This is a genomic window from Paenibacillus sp. J31P13 (genome assembly GCF_056269295.1).
On the sequence record NZ_JBWDNR010000006.1, the window covers coordinates 12,866 to 32,428 of the forward strand.

Genomic DNA, 19,563 nt, shown 5'->3' on the forward strand with positions numbered 1-19,563 from the left:
AAGCATGATCATCGGCATCGGGCATGATTTATCGGATATAAAGCGAATAGCTAAAATAGTAAACGGCAACACGAAGGGGCGCTTTCTGGAACGCGTGCTCTCAGCTCGGGAGAGAGAACTGTCTTCCACATATGGGGACGTAAGACTCGCTCAGTTTACAGCAGGAAGATTTGCTGCAAAGGAAGCGGTAGTGAAAGCCTTTGGCTGCGGATTTGGTAAAGTAATGGGCTTTTTAGATATTGAAGTCCTGCGTGACAGCGAGGGGAAGCCGGAATGCAGCTTATCGGAATCAGCTTGGAGTCGTCTTGAGCTGTTGCCAAGTGAGATACGCATCCATGTGACGATTACGCATGAGCGTGAACTAGCTTCTGCATTTGTAATTGTTGAGCGTATATAGATGGAATCGATTTTTAAAATTTATATAGGCTTCCATACAGAGTCTTAGCGAAAAAACAGGATGTCAGGGGCAAGTTGCCTCCGACCATCCTGTTTTTTTGTTATAGGTTTATTTCTTGCTTGCCAGCCAATCCGCCAGTCCGGCAATTTCCTCTTCTGTTAGACGATCCTTAAAGGAGGGCATCGTTCCTTCTCCCTCATTAATTTGCTGAATAATATCTTCGGCACTCATTTTAGCGCCAATCGTTTGCAAGTTAGTTAACGGTCCAACTCTTCCTTGCAGATCTGTACCGTGACAGCTAACACAGTTGGCTTTATATATACTTACGACATTTTTGGGACCGTCTAGGCTGCCTTTACTTTCCTTTGAAGCTTCGCCACATGCTGTTAGAGCAAGCAGCGAGAGGAGCAGTATCGAACAATGTACGACTTTCATTTTTGTTTTCAAAGCAGGGGATAAGAGCCCGAATTTTTTCATATTGGAGTCCTCTCTTCTTTTTTCATTATATTAGATAATTTAGTATTTATTGCGGTTCACGGGTCTTCCATATGAATTTGCGGCTTTAGTTCGTATAATAGAGAGTAGATTGCAAAAAACAGTCGACATGTTTAACATTATAACGCATTTTAACAACAGGAGACTTCATGAAACCGACAATAGATAGTATTTTGTTAAATCAACTGAATCACCTTCATGCTGAAGTCCTCATGACAGCGTACATGGAAAATGACCCCGGGTGGATGCAGCAAAAAGCCGAACCGGAGTTTTATCGTTTTTGCTATATTGAAAGAGGTCAAGCATGGTTAGAAATAGAAGATGAAAAACATACCCTCGAACCCAACAAGCTTTTTTTCATTCCAGCAGGCACCATTCAATCCTACGGGACGAAAGGAGAGGAAATATATGGACGATATTGGTGCAACTTTCGTCTATCTCTGGTCGACACCCAGTTTATCCATTCGTTGCAGCTCCCCCCATTTGTTCAAGTAAAAGACGAGCAAATGATAAAGCAGCTTTTTACCAAAATGATCACAATTCAGAATTGCAGCTCTATAACGAAGGATTTGCGGTTGAAGTCTGTTTTGCTTGAGATGATTTCCTTTTATTTAGATGAGAGCCGTGTTCAAGATGTTCAACCATCCAGCGGAAATGATTCAAGCTTAGGTGTGAAGTGGAATGAAGTACTCGCTTATATTGAAATGAATTTGCATACAAACATTCAAGTTGAGGAGCTTGCGAAGGTTGCCTTCCTTCATCCCAACTATTTTATCTCTTCTTTTAAAAACAGAATGGGCTGCTCGCCTATTCAATTTGTAACAAATCGACGTATCGCGACAGCGAAGCAGCTGCTCGCGGAAACAGGCTTGCCAATTGCCTCAGTTGCGCAGCACGTCGGCATGCAGAATCATTATTTATCTAGATTGTTTAAGCGCTATACTGGCGTTACGCCTATTCAGTATCGCCGAATTTCGAAGCATGGCGCCGGCAATTTTACAGAAATTCAATGAAAATTTTACAGAGATTCAATGAAAAATTCTAAGGATGGGGACAGGGAATGGAACAGCAAGAGATTAAGGATTATTTCAGCCAAGAGCTCCTTTCTTGGTATCGGTTAATTAAAAGAGATTTGCCGTGGAGAACGAGTCGTGATCCATATCGGGTGTGGGTATCAGAAATTATGCTGCAGCAGACGCGGGTAGATACCGTCATTCCGTATTTCAATAATTTTACGAGTAAGTTTCCGACGGTGAGAGCGCTCGCTGAAGCGCCTGAGGAAGAGGTGCTCAAATGCTGGGAAGGGCTGGGCTACTATTCACGGGCTCGTAATTTGCAGGCAGGGGCGAGGGAAGTGGTTGAGCGTTATAACGGCATAGTGCCAGATGATAAGGCTTCAGTGGAAGGTCTGAAGGGAGTAGGCCCTTATACGAGCGGTGCCATTATGAGCATTGCCTTCAATCGCCCAGAACCGGCAGTGGACGGTAATGTTATGCGAGTGCTTTCTCGTTACTTCTGCTTGGAAGAGGATATTGCCAAACCGGCTACAAGAAAAGGAATTGAAAAGCTTGCCGTTTCTCTTATTCCTGAAGGGGCAGCCGGTGATTTTAATCAAGCACTTATGGAACTGGGGGCACTCGTTTGTACACCGAAATCTCCCAGCTGCTTGCCATGCCCAGTCATGGAGCATTGCGCGGCACGACTTGCTGGACGTGAAACGGAACTGCCAATTAAAACGAAGGCAAAACCGCCTCGTCCAGAATTCAGAGCAGCAGTGATTGTACTTGGAAAAGGCGAAAATGAGGATAAGATCCTTGTGAGACAGCGTCCTGCTACCGGCTTGCTTGCGCAAATGTGGGAGCTGCCGCATTTATTATTGTCATCTGATAAGGAAAAATGGCTGGACGAGCAGATGCCGAAAGAGCAAGGGGAATTAGCCGAGCTGGTAAGCCGCATGCTGGAAGAGGAAGCAGCGCTGCTGATTCGTCCGCGAAGCTGGTTTACGGATGCTGATCATATCTTTAGCCATATTCACTGGCATATGCGTTTTTACCTAGCAGATATGGGTGATGATTCCAATATGGAGGCTGTTATGTCACAGATTGCAGCTTCTGGGAAAAATTGCCTAGCTGCCGAAGCGGCTGCTGAATATGAAGCGAACCCATTGCATGGTACCGAGTTAGCCAACAATGATGATCGTTTACCTCCGCATTACCGGTGGATAGGCAAAGAAGATATGAATACATTACCGTTTCCTAATTTATTTTTGAAGATTTTAAAGCAATATTGGGAATAAATGAATCTATAAGCGGGAGAGATGTGTAATGGGCACTATGCTGGAGCTGCTTTTGCAGCATAAGATCGTAGCTATTTTAAGGGGAATAGAAGATCGGCACGCGGATGCAACGGCACAAGCTTTAATAGACGGCGGCATTCATATGATGGAAATTACGATGAATACGGATGGTGCGGCAGCTATGATTGAACGCTGGCGTACGAAATTTGATGGGAAAGCAGCGGTAGGCGCAGGTACAGTAACAGACTTGGCACGTGCTGAGCAGGCTGTCAATGCAGGAGCGCAATTTCTTATTTCTCCCAACTTGGATGAAGAGGTCATTGCATATGGCCGAGAACGTGGTTTATCAGTGTGGCCTGGCGTTATGACACCTACGGAAATTGTAAAGGCTTGGAAAGCGGGAGCGGATGCAGTGAAAATATTCCCGATGGGCACGCTTGGTATAACCTATTTGCAGGAGATTCGCGGACCTTTAAACGATATTCCAATGATGGCGACAGGCGGTGTTGACCTGCATAATATAGCCGATTATTTTAAAGCAGGGGCTAATGCTGTCGGTATGGGCAGTAAGCTTGTTAATTTGGAATGGGTGCGAGAGGGCAAGCTGGATCAGGTAACGGAGCGTGCGCGACAATTCGCAGATGCTGTGCGGGATATATAAGGTTCAGAACAGTTTACTCCCAAAAAAAGAAGCCTGCAGCACGAGGCAGCAGGCTAAAAGAGAGAATATATAATAAAGGGGGGTCATGAATTTATTATATAAGCATAAGATGAAACGAAGATGAGCGTAATATTACAGTTTGATTACATGGATTTTCTATTACATAGGAAAGACAATTCTTCTCATTTTTTGAATCAAGTAAACTTCACAACATGTTTAGGAGGTTCTTATGCGTAGAGTTGCTTCGAAGCTGTTGGCGGTGGGGATCATTATTGCTGCTGTAGTCTTTCTCGATATGAAGCTGGATTTATTCCCCGCTTTTGCGAAGTCGGAAGGGGTGACTGCGGTGGAGAGCTCCAATCAGCTGACACAATTAGAGGGGGCAATGGCCAAAGAATTTAAGGCTCGTTCGGATCGTTTTTCCGTATCCTATGCGGGGGACAAGCAGGAGTTGTCGAATCAGCTGCCTGCTATTATTCGAACATCGCTTTCCTATGATGATTACTCTGCCTACGTTCTTGAATCCTATATTTATACGATCCGCAGCTGGGGAAATAAATCGACGATCTCATTCGAAGCGCGCTATCGTGAATCGTTAGAGCAAACTGCCGTTGTTGATCGTGAGATTAAGAAGGCGCTGGCAGCTATCATTGAGCCAGGCATGAACGACCATGAGAAGATCAAAGCTATTCATGATTGGATTGTAACCCATGTTGAATATGACCAAACCTTATCTCATTATACGGCTTATGAAGCGGTAACCTTGGGTGAGGCTGTATGTCAGGGCTACTCTCTTCTCGGATATAGGATGCTTAAGGAAGTCGGTATTACGGTGCGCATTGCCGAGGGTTCAGTGAATACAGGTGAGCATGCTTGGAATATGGTACAGCTGGACGGTGTATGGTACCATCTTGATTTGACATGGGATGATCCCGTTGCTTCGTCTGCCGGGGGCAAGGTCCAATCTGCACCAGCATCCAAATCTGCAAATGATTCTATTCGCTACAATTATTATTTGAGAACAGATGAGGAGCTCCGAACGGATCATAAATGGACTAAAACATATCCAACTGCCAATGTGTCCTATGCCGATACGATTCGTAAGCTTGAGAAGAACGGTACGTCCTCGGAGCGTAATCGTTTTACTAAGCTGAAGCTTTCACTGGGGCTGCACTGGCTTGAGTCGGAATATACGGTATCTAGCCCTGAGCAATTAAAACAAATGATAAAGTCGGCGCTGGATTCACGAACGACCAGCTTGGAGTTTAGATATGAGCAAGGCGATCAGTTTGCGACTGCGTTAAAGGCCGCTTTCCAAGGCTCCCAAATAGCAGTCGGCTACAAGGCCAGCTATGAGCCCTATGCGGGGGACACCTCTTTGCTTGTTCGCATTCAGCTGCAGTATCAGTAACTTGGAATCGAATGACGTAGAGCTGGTATTAGCTGGCATTGAACTGTTATACCGTATGCTCAAGAAGTTGAAAATGGTTTAGTATGACAAGCATGAAAAGAAAGGAAATACCTAGTATATTCCACACAACAGATAGAAAAAAAGAGTTCATCCTAGGATGAACTCTTTTTTTACTTACCGCTCGCTCTCTGGGACGGACATTCTACGGCAATCATTTCACTGAAGAATGCGCTTATTGCTCCTTGTTCCGAGCAGCAGTCATTTGCTGCCATACGGACCCGGCAGCTTCCTCACCGCGTTCGATTCGCTCCAGCGCCATTTGCGCTTGAAGTTGAATTTCAAATTCTTTGTCCTTAGCTGCCTCGCGCAGCGCTTCAACTGCCGACTCGTCTCCTGCCTCGTAGAGGAAGCGTGCCGCACGCCAACGGACGAGCTTATTCTTGTCACCGAGCGATTCGATCATTGGTCCAATAGCAGCAGGATCGCCTAGATCAGAGAGGGTATCGCCTGCTGTCCGTCTAACGGAGGTAGAGGAATCACGCAGTGCGGTAAATAAATACGGCATGGCTTCCGGTGATCGTAGATCACCTAAATAAACGACACCTAGCCGACGAATGGAGGTGTTCTCATCCTTGATCGCTGCTGCAAGCAGTGGAATTCCTTCCACTGTAGCGACGAAGCGCTCCAATGCAGCATAACGCACCTGCCATTCAGGTGATTCAAATTGTGCTTGTGCTTCTTCAAGTGTTAAAGGAGCTGGTCTAACTGCTACTTGAGAAGTCTCAGCACCAGCAGTTTGTCCTAGTTCAATTGCTGCTTGAATGAGCGTTTCAAGACGCTCCTGCGTATAAGAGGCTTCCAGCTCACGTACGATTTCAGCCGCAATTTCTTCTGGCTCTCCGTACCGCACACCAAACTCCTCCAGCTTGCGTTCTCTTATCATTCCAGAACCGGCAGCCCGTCCTACAGCCTCACCAAACTGCGGAGGAAGCGCTAAGCGAGCCTCGCTATCCCCCATGCGTACACGAACTTGCATAGGAATGCCGCGATACATTTGCACGAAAACCTGTGCTTCTCCGAAGCTTGCAGCCGAACCGATTCCTGTGCCTACGCCTTCACTGTTAGCGGTATCCTTCTGCAAAATTTGTCCGGCTTCTGCCAGAATAGCACTCCAGTCTGCTCCGGAAATACGGTCTAGCGCAATGAAATCTGCAGTGCGGAATAAGCTTCTGACTCCTTTTATTCCAAGGAGCTGCTGCAGCAGCTCCGGCGCTTCGCTTGCTTCGCTGGACTTATATGAAAGTCTGCGACCGCGCGGCAGCATTTCGTCCACGTTTAGCTTCATGGAATTGGGACTTGGTGTTGGTTCTATTGAAATGAGTTTCATGGGGAAACCTCCTGTTTTTTTGTAGTCACAATTTTTTGCATTTTGCTTATAAAGAACTAAACCTGCTTCGAATACAGGGTCTTGTGTGTAAAAACATATATAACTAAGTGTACCTGATTTTAAATGATGATGCGAACCGTAAAAGGTTTGTCATGTTTAGGAACAATTTGCAAAATCGTCATTTGCAATCAGCGCCTTGGGATTGTATCTTAGTAAAATAATAAATAATGGCAGGGAGGATGGACGGTTGAGGTTTAAACGATTTGCAAACATTGATCCTATCGAGCATCATACATCACTGAAACAATTCAAAAGGTGGCGTCAAGAGCGAATTCGCAGACTGAAATTGAATGATTATTCATACACCGTTCCAAGTGCCAAGCCTGATGTTGCTTATTTGGAAAACAATCGCAAGTGGCCTACTCTTACATGGGTGGGACATTCGACATTTCTAATACAGCTTGGCGGACTTAATATAATGACTGATCCTGTCTGGTCAAGCCAGATGGCATTTCAAAAACGTCTAACGCCACCGGGCATTCCCATTGAGGATGTGCCTCCGATAGATGTTGTCCTTATTTCTCATTCTCATTATGACCATCTGAATATTAATACACTTCGCAAGCTCATCGGCACAAGGCAGCTGCTTGTTCCTGCTGGTCTTGGGACGAAGCTCCGTAAGAAGGGCTTTATTCATGTCAAAGAGCTGTCTTGGTGGGAGTCTGTCAACATTAATGGAGTCAAATTCACTTTTGTTCCATCGCAGCATTCGACGCGCCGCAACCCATGGGATAACAATAGATCTCACTGGGGAGGCTTTGTTATCGAGCAGTCACCTTCACGGAGCGGCAAGCTCGTCAGCCATATTAGTCATAAATCGACGCCTGAGAAGGAATCATTCGATACAGTGAAGGTAGAGAATGACTCTCTTCATGAGAAGCACCGCATTCATCGTCCTTTTGTATCAGAGACACCGACTATTTATTTTGCGGGAGACAGCGGCTACTTCCAGGGCTTTAAGGATATAAGCCGACGATTCTCTATTGATGTGGCGCTTATGCCGATCGGTGCTTATGAGCCAGAGTGGTTTATGGGACCGCAGCATGTTACGCCGGAGCAAGCGCTGCAAGCTTTCCTGGACACGGACTCCAAATGGTTTGTGCCTATGCACTATGGCGCATTCAAGCTTGCTGATGATACGCCTCGCGATGCGCTGAATCGGCTGGAGGCTGACCGGATCAAACGGAACATTTCGAATGAACGAGTACTTGTTTTGCCGCAGGGAGAAACCTGGCATCTGTCGGGAAAATGACAAAACAGAACAAGAGTGAGCCAAAAACACGCAATGACTAAATGAATGGCAAAAGGTATACTGAATGAGTTGATAAATATGACATCTAATGACCAAGCTAGCATTGCTCCACAACACTATAAGGAGGATATTGATGATTAACTCTAACATTCGTCTAGGTATTATTGGGGCAGGAGCGATCGGCAGCATACACATGAAAGCATTCAGCAAACTTGAAGGTATTGATGTTGTAGCAGTTGCAGACGTCTACTTGCCGCTTGCGGAGCAGCGTGCAGTGGAGTATGAGATAGAGACCGTTCATGAAAATCCGCTGGCTTTACTTGAGGATGAGACTATTGATGCGGTTGTCATCGGTGTCCCTAATAGCTTCCATTCAGCACTTGCGATTGAAGCATTGAAGCGCGGCAAGCATGTATTGCTGGAGAAGCCGATGGCTATGAATTCCGAAGAAGCTCGTCTGATTGTAGAGGAAGTTGAAAAGTCCGGCAAAATATTAATGATGTCTCATCAGATGAGATGGACTGGCATAAGCCGCGCCTTGAAACAGCATATTGATAATGGCGATGTAGGGCATATCTATAATGCGAAAACAGGCTGGTTCCGTAAAAAAGGCATTCCAGGCTGGGGATCATGGTTTACGCGCAAGGATCAAGCAGGCGGCGGACCGCTTATTGATATCGGCGTTCATATGTTGGATTTATCCCTATACCTTATGGGCAATCCTAAGCCTGTCTCTGTATATGGCTCTACCTATGCGGAATTTGGCCCGAATCGTCAAGGTATTGGCAATTGGGGAACGCCGAATTGGGATGGGTATTATGATGTAGAAGATCTTGCTTCCGCTCTTATTAAGCTTGATAACGGTGCAACGTTGTCACTGGAAGTAAGTTGGGCGGCGCATGCGGCATTTCTGCCAGAGGAGCCTTTCATACATTTGATGGGTACACACGGCGGTATTGGGATGGTTGGCAGCAGCGGTGAGTATGTGACACATGCCAATAATGAAGTTGTCAAAAGCGAAATCACTCCGCTCGAAGGCGAAGAGGACCGCGTTTTGATGAGTAAGCATTTTATAGATTGCATACGTGAGAACAGACAGCCAATTACTTCTGCGCTTTCAGGTTATACAAATAATCGGATTCTAGATGCTATTTACGAATCTTCGCGTACAGGCAATGAGGTAAAGTTGAATTGGGATTAAGCAATCCTTACCGGTCTTTCGATAATATAATAAATGACAAGAGCCTCTTCTTAGTGATAACGATATGTTGTTCACTAAAGAGGCTTTTTTTTATAGAAGGGAGGGCTGCATGTGAAAAAAGGGATCGTCCTGTTGTTACTGGTTGCACTGAGTATTTTTCAATATGCAAGGACAAGCTCAGCTGATCAAGATCCCTATTTAGTAACAGATTACAGTCGGTTGCATCCTGTAAAAGTGGAGCGTGTTGTTCGCGGAGAAGCGGAGACTCAGCTGACGGCGCTTGTGAAGGAAGCAAAGGAAAAGGGGCTTACGATCTCCATTGCCGGGCAGCGACATAGCCAGGGTGGTCATACATACTACAAGGACGGCATTGTTGTCGATATGACGAGCTATAACAAGATTATAGCTGTCGATCCTGAGAAGAAGACGATTGTGGCGGAGGCTGGGGCGACGTGGGAGGATGTTCAAGAGGCTATTAATCCCTATGGACTATCCGTCAAAACGATGCAATCCTTGAATACCTTCACGATTGGCGGCTCTATCAGCATCAATGCACATGGCAGAGATATTCGCAACGGCTCGCTTATAAAAAGCGTACAGTCTTTCCGTCTTTTGACGGCAGAGGGTGTTATTTTGAACGTCAGCCGATCGGAGAATAAGGATTTATTTCCGCTTGCTCTTGGCGGATACGGCCTATTTGGCATTATATTGGACGTCACACTGGACTTAATTGATGATGAAGTGTACCGGGAGACAACGGTGTTGATGAGGCTGGACCAGTATAGCGATTATTTTCAAAATGAGGTTTTGCCCAATCCAGACATTCGAATGCATATCGGGCGAATATCGGTAGCGCCAGATGGTTATTTTACGGAGGCCTTTGCTAAAAACTATGCCATCGACAGTTCGCTTTCACTTGCTGACCATAATAAATTGATAAGCAATGATAATTGGGTCGCGCCTGGGAAGTTATTGTTCAATTTGAACAGAAGCAGTGATTGGGGCAAAAATTTGCAATGGAATTTGCAGACCTATTTTTTCGTAGAGCAGAAGGATAAAATCATTAGCCGTAATAATGCCATGCGGGCTGCGTCAGCGTTTATGGAGTACAGTGAGCCTGGGGCTAACGATCTCCTTCAGGAATATTTTATACCAATTGATCAGTTTAATAACTTCGTGCCGCGATTAGGCGTAATAGTGCGCGAGGAGGATTTAAACCTACTCAATATTACAATCAGGTATGTGAATAAGGACAATGAGGCGGTACTCTCTTATGCGAAGGAGGATATGCTGGGGTTAGTATGCTTATTTCATGCTCCCCTGTCGAAGAAGGGCCAATTGAAGATGAAGCAGGGCGTTGAGCGAATTATTGATGAGCTTATAGATTACGGCGGTTCTTATTACTTGCCATACATAGCATACCCGACTCTGGAGCAGTTTCAATCCGTTTATTCTAATCAAGCTCTCTTTTTCCAAAAGAAGAAGCAATACGATCCCAATGGACTTTTTATGAATTATTTTTATGAAAAATATGGCGAATAAAGGGGAGGAACCAGAAGTATGGGATTAAAATGGCTCATTCGTTCGCAAAGTATCGTAACGCTTGCGGCTGGCATGATATATCCGTATTATTTATTGTTTCTCAAAAATTTAGGGAATAGCTACTCCAAATATGGCTTAGCCTTTGCAGTATTCACAATCAGCTCCGCTGCCGTATCGCAGTGGCTGGCTCCGAGGCTCGACAAACATGGCGTCTCGATCCTGATTATTAGCTCGCTTGGCATGATGGCAGCGATGCTGGCTTTCCCTTGGACCTCGTCCTATGCTTTTGTTCTCATCATTCAGCTTGTAATGGGCAGCTGCAACGCAATGCAAAAAATGAGCGAAAGATTATTACTTGCTGATTTTACGGAACGTGGCATGAGAGGGACTGGAATTGGGTCCTATCATTTTTGGACATCGGTCGCATCAGGGTTCGCGGTTATTTTGGGAGGATTCTTGATCGACAGCCTCACGATCAACATATTATTTTATATGAGCGCCTTATTATATGGTCTCAGTGCATGGACAGTTTGGCGAATAAGGCGGACAGTATCACCTCGGGCAAAACAGGGTTCGGTTTCCGAGCAAACTGTGGTATAATGAAACGATATATTGCGATTTTCTAGCGAAGGACGGGATTAAATCAATGATTAGTACTAGTGGCATAACGCTCCGTTACGGGAAGCGGGCGCTCTTTGAAGATGTAAGCATTAAGTTTACACCAGGCAACTGCTACGGTTTGATTGGCGCCAACGGCGCAGGTAAATCAACATTTTTGAAAATACTATCCGGTGAGGTTGAGCAATCGCACGGAGAAGTGCATATAACACCGGGTGAACGACTTGCGGTTCTGAGTCAAAACCATTACGCCTATGATGAGTCCGTTGTACTTGAAACGGTCATGATGGGCCATAAGAAGCTTTATGAAGTGATGAAGGAGAAGGACGCGTTGTATGCAAAAGCGGACTTCACTGATGAAGACGGTATGCGTGCAGGCGAGTTGGAAGCTGAATTCGCGGACATGAACGGCTGGGAGGCGGAGTCAGAAGCAGCAGAGATGCTCAATGGCCTCGGTATCACGCCTGACCTGCATGACAAGAAGATGGCTGAGCTTGGTGGTAACGAGAAAGTTCGCGTTTTGCTGGCACAAGCTTTGTTCGGTACTCCGAATATTCTTCTACTCGATGAGCCTACCAACCACTTGGACATTGAGTCCATTCGTTGGTTAGAAGATTTCCTTGCTGATTACCAAGGTACTGTTATTGTAGTCAGTCATGACAGGCACTTCCTGAATACCGTTTGTACGCACATTGCGGATATCGACTTCGGTAAAATCCAAATGTACGTAGGTAACTATGACTTCTGGTATGAGTCAAGTCAACTTGCTCTTTCCCTCATGCGTGGAGAGAACAAGAAGAAGGAAGACAAAATTAAAGAGCTTCAAGCGTTTATCCAACGTTTTAGTGCAAATAAATCAAAAGCAAAGCAAGCGACTTCACGTCAAAAGCTGCTTGAGAAAATCTCACTTGATGATATTCGTCCGTCCAACCGTAAATATCCGTTCATCCTCTTTAAAGGGGAGCGGGAAGCGGGCAAGCAATTGCTGCTTGTTGATGGCTTGACGAAAACGGTTGAAGGCGAGAAAATTATCGACAACCTAACGATTGCAATCAACAAAGGCGATAAAGTTGCTTTTGTTGGTCCGAATAGCTTTCCAAAAACATTGTTATTCCAGCTTTTGGTTGGCGAAGTTGAAGCGGATGCCGGCACTTACTCATGGGGTGTTACGACTACGCAAGCTTATTTCCCGAAAGACAACTCTCCTTATTTCGATGGTGTAGATTTGAACTTGGTGGAATGGCTGCGTCAATATTCGAAGGATCCGGATGAAACGTTCATTCGCGGCTTCTTGGGCCGCATGCTATTCTCTGGTGACGATGCGATGAAGAAAGCCAGCGTATTGTCCGGGGGAGAGAAAGTTCGCTGCATGCTATCCAAAATGATGCTTGAGGGCGCGAACGTATTTATTTTGGATGAGCCGACGAATCACTTGGATCTCGAATCCATTACGGCATTGAATAATGGCCTTACAGATACAGATTGTACGGTTCTCTTCACCTCGCATGACCATCAGTTCGTTCAAACGATTGCTAATCGTATCATTGAGATTACGCCAAACGGTATTATTGACCGAATGATGACTTATGATGAGTATTTGGAAAGCGCAGAAGTGAAAGAGCTTCGTCAGCGTATGTACGCGGTTTAAGCCGCATAAAATAGGAACACCGATCTTTATGGGCAACCATAGATCGGTGTTTTTTTATGCAATAATTAAATTAAAAAAAGTTAAAAACTGGTTGCGGAATGTAAAAAAAGGGGCTATACTATCGTTGAAAAGGTTTTCTGAAAAGGTTTTCAAGATGATGGGATGAATCAACCCTTTTGATTACTTGTGATTTTTAGCATCAAGGAACAAGAAAGGCGTGTAGGCATGAAACCCACTATCCACGATGTAGCCAAGTGTGCAAACGTTTCCATAAGTACAGTGTCACGTGTGATGAATTCTCCGGAGACGGTTGGTATGGAGAAACGTACCAAGGTTCTTGAAGCTATTGAGGCACTGCAATATCAACCAAATGCTTTTGCAAGAGGCTTGATATTCAAGAAATCAGATACACTCGGCGTAATGATCCCGGATGTGGAGAATCCATATTATGCGGGAGTTATTCGCGGGATGCAGGATGCAGCAATTATGCTGAACTACAGTTTAATGATCTGTTATACAGATGGTGTTAAAGAGCGGACAGTTGCTTATATACAAAGCTTCTCTGAGAAGCAAGTAGACGGCATTGTATTTGTAAGTGATACCCTTCAGGTGGAGTATTATGCTGAGATGCAGAGTTCTCGACTTCCCTTTGTTCTAGCATCAGCAAATGCCCCGGAATATGATATTCCTTCCGTTGATATTGATGACGAGCGGGCGGCTTATGATGCGGTTAAGCATTTGATTGAATGGGGCCACCGGCAAATCGGAATGATTGGCTTTGCTATGACGGATCGTTTATCTGGCGTGCCTCGGTATAAGGGCTTCCAACGCGCGCTTAGCGAATTTGGTTTGGAAGCGATGGAGACTTGCGTGGAACATGCGGAGTACCGTTTCCAGCATGCTCATGCTGCAGCTGAGAAGCTGTTCAAGCGCTACCCGGATCTTACAGCCGTTTTTACGGCTTCAGATGAATTGGCAATGGGGACAATCTCGTATTTGCGTGAAAATGGTAAATCAGTACCGGAGCATGTATCTGTCATCGGCTTTGATAATATACGGATGGCGGAAATGTTTATTCCGAAATTGACAACGATGGATCAACCGACTTATGACATTGGCTTTCGATCCGTTCAGAAGCTTCATGAGCTTATTACTAATGGCTCGGTAGAGGTGCTGCGAGAGAAAATGCCTCATCGTTTAGTTATTCGAGAGTCTACGAAGCGATACGAGCCTGAAAAAATGAAATAGAGTCAGTAATAAACCAACACTTATCCCACTCGAATTGTAAACGCTTACTAATTGATTTTGAAAGATTAATTGGAAAATGGCAATGGTCGTTTGCATTCGTATTTTAAGGAGGTGATGTTTGGTTCAAATGACTGAAGGAAGTGTAGGTTTTTGGAAACAGCTTCTTAACTAAGAAAGGATGAGGTCTGTGCATACCAAAAAAACAAAGAAAACATTAACTACCTTTATTCTAATGCTTGTTATTATTGTGTCTATTACCGCTTGCGGGGGAAACAGTAATGGGAAGAAAGGCAATGAAGGCAATGAAGGCAATAATGGGGGAACAAAAGGCTCTTCAGATTCCGCACTCGCGCAAGCGATGAAAGGCGACCTCAAAGGTAAAAAAGTAACGATGTTCGGTCCGTTCACGGATGCGGATGAAGTGAAATTTAATGAGAGCATCAAAGCATTTGAAGAAAAAACAGGAATTGATATCTCATATGAGGGCTCCAAGGAGTTTGAGGCAACGATTTCCGTTCGAGTAAACGGCGGAAACGCCCCGGATATCGCGGATTTCCCGCAACCAGGTCTTCTTAGCGGCTTCGTAAAAGCAGGAAAAGTTATCGATATCAAATCATTCTTAAGCGATGAGTACTTAAAGAAGCAATACAACCAAAGCTGGCTTGATATGGGCACTATGAAGGGAACTAGCGGCGATGTAATGGCTGGCGTTTGGGCTCGCAGCTCTGTGAAAAGCCTAGTTTGGTACAACAAAAAAGCTTTTGCTGAAGCAGGCTATACTGTTCCAAAAACATGGGAAGAGCTTATGAAGTTGACGGATGACATTGCCAAAGATGGCGATCCAGCATGGAGCATCGGTATCGAGAGCGGTACAGCAACAGGCTGGCCGGCAACGGACTGGATGGAGGATATCATGCTTCGCACGACTACTCCTGAAAACTATGACAAATGGATTTCTGGGGAGCTTCCGTTCACAGATCCAGTTGTTAAAAATGCAGCTGAAAAGATGGGTGAGATTTGGTTCAACGAAGATTATGTATACGGTGGACGCAAATCGATCGCTACGACTGCTTTCGGCGATGCTGTTAAACCATTGTTCGACAATCCGCCAAAAGCATGGCTTCATCGTCAAGCTGGGTTTATTACAAGTTTCTTCCCTGAAGGCTTGACTTCAGATGATTATGATTGGTTCCCATTCCCTCAAATTGATGAGAAGTATGGTCAACCAGCACTTATTTCTGGTGATATTTACGCAATGTTTAATGATCGTCCAGAAGTTCGCGCTGTAATGGAGTTTTTCACAACAGGCGAATCGCTTAAAACTTGGATACAAACAGGCGGCGTAACTGCGCCTATGAATGATGCAGACGCAGCATGGTATCCAAATGATCAAGAGCGCCGCATGGCGGAATTCGTTAAAACAGCAGATACTATTCGTTTTGACGGTTCAGATTTGATGCCTGGCGCGGTTGGAGCAGGTACGTTCTGGAAAGGTATGACTGACTGGGTGAGCGGTACAGTTGATCTGGATACTGCATTGAAGGAAATTCAAGCAGGCTGGAAATAAGAATTAACGAATAATCTGAGAAAACAATTAACGAATCGATGGAGGGGCTCTGCAAAGAGAAGAGCCCCTCTCGCTTCGTTTTACAAAGCTTAAGGTTATGCTTACGAAGTAGCTTTGCTTCACAAAGCTTAGGATTATGCTTACGGGGTAGCTTTGCTTCACAAAGCTTAGGATTATGCTTACGAGGTAGCTGTGCTTCACAAAGCTTAAGGTTATGCTTACGAAGTAGCTTTGCTTCACAAAGCTTTAAGGAGGATTCGTTATGGAATTACAGGCTGGGAAGGGCAATGCTCTGCGTCTACTGTTGATATCGGTGCTGGTACCTGCTTTGAATATTGCCATTCACTGGAGCATTTTTTTGTTTTTTCGTGATTCAAGTCTTCCGTCAGTCATGAATGCCATTCTTGCTGTCGTATGGGGTGCTCTTGGTATTTATTCGATTTACTACTCATTCAACTGGGTGGTTGAGCAATACCCGGATAAATGGAAGCGAAGAATATTGCCTTTTGTATTTGTGGGACCAGCTGTCCTTTTGCTGGGATGGCTGCTTGTTTTTCCTACTCTTCGAACACTCTACTTGAGCTTTTTTGATGCAGGATCGGTAAACTTTGTCGGCTTTGCCAATTACGTAGCTGTATTTACGGACCGCCTTCTCGTTATGGCGCTGCGAAATAATCTGCTATGGGTTTTCTTTGGCACATTGGCTTGCGTAAGCTTAGGCTTGCTTATCGCTATATTGGCTGATCGAAGCAGCTTCGAGAAGCTTGCGAAAGGGCTCATTTTTATGCCTATGGCAATTTCATTTGTTGCCGCCGGCGTAATTTGGAAGTTTATTTATTACTACCAGCCTGGACAAGAGCAAATTGGTTTGCTGAATGCCATTGTCGTGAAGTTTGGAGGAGAGCCGCAGGCGTGGCTCAGTATGATTCAGCCTTGGAATAATCTATTTCTTATCGCTATCTTAATTTGGATGCAAACAGGCTTTGCGATGGTAATCTTCTCTGCTGCCATTAAGAGTATTCCAGAGGATATGCTGGAGGCTGCCCGGATGGATGGAGCAGGAGAGATTCGCATTTTCTTTAAAATTATGATTCCATATATCGCTGGGACGCTCTTATCTGTAACGACAACGATCATTGTTTTTACACTCAAAATCTTCGACGTCGTTATGATTATGACTGGTGGTCAGTATGAAACGGATGTTGTGGCGACACAGTTCTACAGACAGCTTTTCATGTATCAAAATGCGGGCTATGGCTCAACATTGGCAATCGTATTGCTGATAGCCGTTATTCCGGTCATTATCGTCAACCTGCGTCAGTTCCGTAGAGAGGGGGGCTTCTAATATGAGTAGACCAAAAAAAATTCGCAAGTCGAAATGGCTCGTGAATACTGTGCTAGCTATCATCTGCCTCATTTGGACGATCCCGACGATAGGGCTGCTCGTATCCTCCTTTCGGCCAGCAGCGGACATATTGTCTACTGGCTGGTGGAACATTCTGCCGCATCGTGATTGGAAAACATCCGAGCAAATACAGCTGCCGAAGGAAACAGATCTCAAGGGAGCAATTGTTGTTAATGGCGTAACCTATACGGATGATCAACTGCGTGAAGGCGTAGTGGCTGATGGTGAGCGTATCGTTTGGGAGAATCGACGTGCAAGGCTCTTGAATATACAGGAGAAGGAATGGACAGTTATTAGTGAATTCACGACTCAGAACTATGAGACTGTACTAGGAGGGAAAAACTACTCCATCACGATGCCAGACGGGAGTACAAAAACGGAAAAAGGCAGCGGGATGTCACGTTCCTTCTGGAATACGATCGCGGTGACTGTACCTGCCACGGTTATTCCGATCTTTATCGCTTCCTTCGCTGCGTATGCTTTCGCTTGGCTTAAATTTCCTGGTCGAAAAACACTATTTGTTATTGTCATCGCTTTGCTTGTTGTTCCGCTGCAGGTTGCTCTCATTCCGATTCTAAGGGATTACACATCACTAGGGCTTAATGGAACCTACTTCGGGATATGGCTGGCACATACTGCGTTTGGCTTGCCTTTAATCACCTATTTCATGTATACCTCCATCAGTCAGCTGCCAAAGGACTTGTTTGAGTCAGCGTTTATGGATGGGGCGTCGAACTTTACTATTTTCAGCAAGCTCATTATGCCTCTTTCGGTGCCCGCGCTTGCTTCAATCAGTATTTTTCAATTTTTATGGGTATGGAATGATTATTTGGTATCGCTTATCTTTCTCGGCAGTCAGCCAGAGGTACAGGTACTGTCTATGAATATTGCGAATATGGTCGGTTCAAGAGGGAATGACTGGCATCTGCTCACAGCAGCCGCGTTCGTATCTATGCTAATGCCACTTACTGTATTTTTCGCTCTGCAAAAATATTTCGTTCGCGGAATGCTTGGCGGTTCCGTTAAGGGGTAAGCGGAGTGAGACATCTACATTTTGACTGAGCTGTTCGACTGAACTATTTGGCTGAACAACTGAATAACTGTCAGTTTGAAGCAGAAATGCTTAACTTGTAACAGAGACTCCAGTAGAGCTAGAAACTAGCTCTATTTTCTAAAAATCATGTAAATGAGGAGCAATAGAGCTAAAAACTAGCTCTATTGCTCCTCATTTGCTGCTTACGCACCTCTAAAGGGCTGATACCAAAGGAATTGAGCTAATTTCTAGCTCTATATTCTCGCTCCACGTTTAAAAACCAGCAATAGAGCTAAAAACTAGCTCTATTGCTCCCCATTTGCTGCTTCGGCACCTCTAAGTGGGTGATCGTAAAGAAATAGAGCTAGGAACTAGCTCTATTTCAAATCAACTTCATCAGCTAACTTGTCTATGGGTTTAATGAAAAGGGGTTGCCCAAGGAGTAGATAAATCCACTCCTTGGGCAACCCCTATTTGTTATACCTTACTAAGTACTTTAGTCAACTTGCGGCCTTTGCCAAAAGGGATGCAAAGCGGTGTGCCGAATAACGGATCTGCCGTTACTTGGCATTCCATTTCGAAAACTTCATGAATGAGTTGTTCATTAATAATGGTCTCTGGTGCACCTTGTGCATGAATACGGCCATTTTTGACTGCTACAATGTGATGCGCATAGCGGCAAGCGAGATTGATGTCATGCAAAACCATGACAATCGTCCGGTTCTCTTGCTCATTTAAATCAAACAGCAAATCCAAAATTTCGATTTGATGCGTCATATCAAGGTATGTCGTAGGCTCATCTAACAAAATTGTCGGTGTGTTCTGGGCGAGTGTCATCGCGATCCAAGCTCGTTGGCGCTGACCTCCGGAAAGGGAATCTACGGAGCGGTTGGACAGCTCATCCATATGCGTCACTTGAAGCGCTTTTTTAACTAGCTTCTCATCCTCATGAGACCATTGCTGCAGCCAGCTTTGATAGGGATAACGCCCTTGTTTGACCAGTTGATGAACGGTTAAACCTTCTGGTGCAATGGGGCCTTGCGGCAAGATGGCAAGCCGTTTCGCTACTTCCTTACTTGAAAGCTTAGCGATTTGGTTGCCGTCGAGTAGTATAGAGCCTTCCGTTGGCTTCAAGAGACGGGCAAGCGAACGAAGCAGCGTCGATTTGCCGCAACCATTGCTGCCAATAAACACCGTTATTTTACCGGGTGGGATAGCTAAATCAAGATTGGAGAAGATCGCTTTTTGTCCGTATGATAAGGTAAGGTTTTGTGCTTGAATGGTGGACATGTGGACACTCCTTTTTTTTCATTGTTGGTATAAGGAAAGTCAATGCGTGATG

At 45.0% G+C, this 19,563-nt stretch carries 17 protein-coding genes; 14 read left to right on the forward strand and 3 right to left on the reverse strand.

All coding sequences use genetic code 11. The features are described from left to right. Positions 1-4 precede the first annotated feature (4 nt). Complete coding sequence (gene acpS, locus AC0YOD_RS19730) at positions 5-397, forward strand: holo-ACP synthase (RefSeq protein ID WP_475801047.1); 393 nt, start codon at positions 5-7, stop codon at positions 395-397. A gap of 108 nt (positions 398-505) precedes the next feature. On the opposite strand, the gene AC0YOD_RS19735 is transcribed toward acpS, so the two are convergent. Beyond that, the gene (locus AC0YOD_RS19735) at positions 506-874 is read right to left on the reverse strand and encodes a c-type cytochrome (protein ID WP_475801048.1); all 369 of its coding nucleotides are present in this window, start codon (positions 872-874) and stop codon (positions 506-508) included. Between the two features lie 167 nt (positions 875-1,041). Here AC0YOD_RS19735 and AC0YOD_RS19740 point away from each other — a divergent pair, with 167 nt between their 5' ends. The 4 genes from AC0YOD_RS19740 to AC0YOD_RS19755 all read left to right on the forward strand — a co-directional run bounded on the left by AC0YOD_RS19740 (position 1,042) and on the right by AC0YOD_RS19755 (position 5,260). After that, positions 1,042-1,905 carry an AraC family transcriptional regulator gene (locus AC0YOD_RS19740; protein WP_475801049.1) on the forward strand — a complete coding sequence of 288 codons (864 nt, stop codon included), beginning with the start codon at positions 1,042-1,044 and terminating at the stop codon, positions 1,903-1,905. A 47-nt stretch (positions 1,906-1,952) separates the two neighbouring features. Then, complete coding sequence (mutY, locus tag AC0YOD_RS19745) at positions 1,953-3,188, forward strand: A/G-specific adenine glycosylase (protein WP_475801050.1); 1,236 nt, start codon at positions 1,953-1,955, stop codon at positions 3,186-3,188. 28 nt (positions 3,189-3,216) lie between these two features. Next, positions 3,217-3,849: a bifunctional 4-hydroxy-2-oxoglutarate aldolase/2-dehydro-3-deoxy-phosphogluconate aldolase gene (locus AC0YOD_RS19750; protein WP_475801051.1), complete on the forward strand. Its 633-nt coding sequence runs from the start codon at positions 3,217-3,219 to the stop codon at positions 3,847-3,849. A 229-nt stretch (positions 3,850-4,078) separates the two neighbouring features. After that, positions 4,079-5,260 carry a transglutaminase domain-containing protein gene (locus AC0YOD_RS19755; RefSeq protein ID WP_475801052.1) on the forward strand — a complete coding sequence of 394 codons (1,182 nt, stop codon included), beginning with the start codon at positions 4,079-4,081 and terminating at the stop codon, positions 5,258-5,260. A gap of 232 nt (positions 5,261-5,492) precedes the next feature. Here the strand turns inward: AC0YOD_RS19755 and AC0YOD_RS19760 are convergent, their stop codons facing one another. Continuing rightward, on the reverse strand, positions 5,493-6,647 hold the full coding sequence (locus AC0YOD_RS19760; RefSeq protein WP_475801053.1) for a virulence factor: 1,155 nt from the start codon (positions 6,645-6,647) through the stop codon (positions 5,493-5,495). 247 nt (positions 6,648-6,894) lie between these two features. On the opposite strand from AC0YOD_RS19760, the gene AC0YOD_RS19765 reads away from it, so the two are divergent. From AC0YOD_RS19765 to AC0YOD_RS19805, 9 genes are all read left to right on the forward strand, one after another. Beyond that, on the forward strand, positions 6,895-7,959 hold the full coding sequence (locus tag AC0YOD_RS19765; RefSeq protein ID WP_475801054.1) for an MBL fold metallo-hydrolase: 1,065 nt from the start codon (positions 6,895-6,897) through the stop codon (positions 7,957-7,959). Between the two features lie 133 nt (positions 7,960-8,092). Continuing rightward, positions 8,093-9,160: a Gfo/Idh/MocA family protein gene (locus AC0YOD_RS19770; RefSeq protein WP_475801055.1), complete on the forward strand. Its 1,068-nt coding sequence runs from the start codon at positions 8,093-8,095 to the stop codon at positions 9,158-9,160. Positions 9,161-9,271: 111 nt separating this feature from the next. Beyond that, positions 9,272-10,702 (forward strand): FAD-binding oxidoreductase, encoded by a 1,431-nt coding sequence (locus AC0YOD_RS19775; protein WP_475801056.1) that lies wholly within the window; start codon positions 9,272-9,274, stop codon positions 10,700-10,702. Positions 10,703-10,720: 18 nt separating this feature from the next. Further along, positions 10,721-11,302 carry an MFS transporter gene (locus AC0YOD_RS19780; RefSeq protein WP_475801057.1) on the forward strand — a complete coding sequence of 194 codons (582 nt, stop codon included), beginning with the start codon at positions 10,721-10,723 and terminating at the stop codon, positions 11,300-11,302. Between the two features lie 46 nt (positions 11,303-11,348). Continuing rightward, the gene (locus tag AC0YOD_RS19785; RefSeq protein ID WP_475801058.1) at positions 11,349-12,968 is read left to right on the forward strand and encodes an ABC-F family ATP-binding cassette domain-containing protein; all 1,620 of its coding nucleotides are present in this window, start codon (positions 11,349-11,351) and stop codon (positions 12,966-12,968) included. A 225-nt stretch (positions 12,969-13,193) separates the two neighbouring features. Next, a complete protein-coding gene (locus AC0YOD_RS19790) occupies positions 13,194-14,216 on the forward strand; it encodes a LacI family DNA-binding transcriptional regulator (RefSeq protein WP_475801059.1) in 1,023 nt (340 codons plus the stop codon). Between the two features lie 187 nt (positions 14,217-14,403). Beyond that, a complete protein-coding gene (locus AC0YOD_RS19795) occupies positions 14,404-15,783 on the forward strand; it encodes an ABC transporter substrate-binding protein (RefSeq protein ID WP_475801060.1) in 1,380 nt (459 codons plus the stop codon). A gap of 262 nt (positions 15,784-16,045) precedes the next feature. Next, on the forward strand, positions 16,046-17,128 hold the full coding sequence (locus tag AC0YOD_RS19800; RefSeq protein WP_475801061.1) for a carbohydrate ABC transporter permease: 1,083 nt from the start codon (positions 16,046-16,048) through the stop codon (positions 17,126-17,128). A 1-nt stretch (position 17,129) separates the two neighbouring features. Further along, positions 17,130-18,221, forward strand: a complete 1,092-nt coding sequence (locus AC0YOD_RS19805) for a carbohydrate ABC transporter permease (RefSeq protein ID WP_475801062.1) — start codon at positions 17,130-17,132, stop codon at positions 18,219-18,221. Between the two features lie 477 nt (positions 18,222-18,698). Here AC0YOD_RS19805 and AC0YOD_RS19810 read toward each other — a convergent pair whose 3' ends face one another. Next, positions 18,699-19,511 carry an ABC transporter ATP-binding protein gene (locus AC0YOD_RS19810; protein WP_475801063.1) on the reverse strand — a complete coding sequence of 271 codons (813 nt, stop codon included), beginning with the start codon at positions 19,509-19,511 and terminating at the stop codon, positions 18,699-18,701. Between the last annotated feature and the right edge of the window lie 52 nt (positions 19,512-19,563).

What these genes read in the sequence shown, in the direction of transcription:
- AC0YOD_RS19750 (WP_475801051.1), top strand. Translation starts at nt 3,217, where the DNA reads ATGGGCACTATGCTGGAGCTGCTTTTGCAGCATAAGATCGTAGCTATT.
- mutY (WP_475801050.1), top strand. Translation starts at nt 1,953, where the DNA reads ATGGAACAGCAAGAGATTAAGGATTATTTCAGCCAAGAGCTCCTTTCT.
- AC0YOD_RS19740 (WP_475801049.1), top strand. Translation starts at nt 1,042, where the DNA reads ATGAAACCGACAATAGATAGTATTTTGTTAAATCAACTGAATCACCTT.
- AC0YOD_RS19790 (WP_475801059.1), top strand. Translation starts at nt 13,194, where the DNA reads ATGAAACCCACTATCCACGATGTAGCCAAGTGTGCAAACGTTTCCATA.
- AC0YOD_RS19780 (WP_475801057.1), top strand. Translation starts at nt 10,721, where the DNA reads ATGGGATTAAAATGGCTCATTCGTTCGCAAAGTATCGTAACGCTTGCG.
- AC0YOD_RS19770 (WP_475801055.1), top strand. Translation starts at nt 8,093, where the DNA reads ATGATTAACTCTAACATTCGTCTAGGTATTATTGGGGCAGGAGCGATC.
- AC0YOD_RS19805 (WP_475801062.1), top strand. Translation starts at nt 17,130, where the DNA reads ATGAGTAGACCAAAAAAAATTCGCAAGTCGAAATGGCTCGTGAATACT.
- acpS (WP_475801047.1), top strand. Translation starts at nt 5, where the DNA reads ATGATCATCGGCATCGGGCATGATTTATCGGATATAAAGCGAATAGCT.
- AC0YOD_RS19785 (WP_475801058.1), top strand. Translation starts at nt 11,349, where the DNA reads ATGATTAGTACTAGTGGCATAACGCTCCGTTACGGGAAGCGGGCGCTC.
- AC0YOD_RS19800 (WP_475801061.1), top strand. Translation starts at nt 16,046, where the DNA reads ATGGAATTACAGGCTGGGAAGGGCAATGCTCTGCGTCTACTGTTGATA.
- AC0YOD_RS19810 (WP_475801063.1), bottom strand. Translation starts at nt 19,511, where the DNA reads ATGTCCACCATTCAAGCACAAAACCTTACCTTATCATACGGACAAAAA.
- AC0YOD_RS19755 (WP_475801052.1), top strand. Translation starts at nt 4,079, where the DNA reads ATGCGTAGAGTTGCTTCGAAGCTGTTGGCGGTGGGGATCATTATTGCT.
- AC0YOD_RS19735 (WP_475801048.1), bottom strand. Translation starts at nt 874, where the DNA reads ATGAAAAAATTCGGGCTCTTATCCCCTGCTTTGAAAACAAAAATGAAA.
- AC0YOD_RS19760 (WP_475801053.1), bottom strand. Translation starts at nt 6,647, where the DNA reads ATGAAACTCATTTCAATAGAACCAACACCAAGTCCCAATTCCATGAAG.